This window comes from Vibrio sp. 2130-1, assembly GCF_033339515.1.
In genome coordinates this window covers 1-622 of record NZ_JAWOUT010000428.1, presented here as the reverse complement: position 1 = coordinate 622, position 622 = coordinate 1, and the positions used below count along the sequence as shown (strand labels likewise).

The 622-nt window shown below is 44.7% G+C and carries 1 protein-coding gene; it reads right to left on the bottom strand.

What is annotated here, in order from left to right:
• Positions 1-64: 64 nt before the first annotated feature.
• A partial coding sequence (locus R7Q09_RS26645) for a 7TM domain-containing protein (protein ID WP_318144008.1) occupies positions 65-622 on the bottom strand: 558 nt, incomplete at its 5' end.

Genomic DNA, 622 nt, shown 5'->3' with positions numbered 1-622 from the left:
TGTTCATGCCCATAATGCCTTTGTGGCGAAGTTTTGATGGCGTAGTGTAACGTTCAAACATCGTTTAATCCTCCGCTAGCGGTTTGAAACGACGTAGTTCTGTTAGACGGTAACCAGTGTAAGTACCTAGTAATAGAATACCCGCCAAAACAATTAGCTGTAGGCCGATAAAGTTAAACGTTAAGTGCTGGATATACGAGTTGGTCATCGCCAAGTAAACCAGTACCGCAGTCAGTAGTGAACCACCACCTTGCATTGCTACTTCTTTCGCGCCTTCTTCCTCCCACAGAATCGACATACGTTCGATCGTCCATGACAAGATGATCATTGGGAAGAAGGTGATTGTTAGACCTTCTGTCAAACCAATCTTGAATGCTACAACGGTAAACACCGAGATGATCATAATAACCGTGATAATAACCGCGGATATCCTTGCTACCAGAAGTAAGTTGAGCCGCGATAAGTAGCTTCGGATGATCAAGCCTGTACCAACAATTAATAGGAAGCCAACAATACCAGTCACAAGCTGCGTTTGAACGAACGCAACCGCAATCAGGACTGGCATGAACGTACCAGAGGTTTTAAGACCAATAATCACGCGCAGGAACACAACGATCAATGC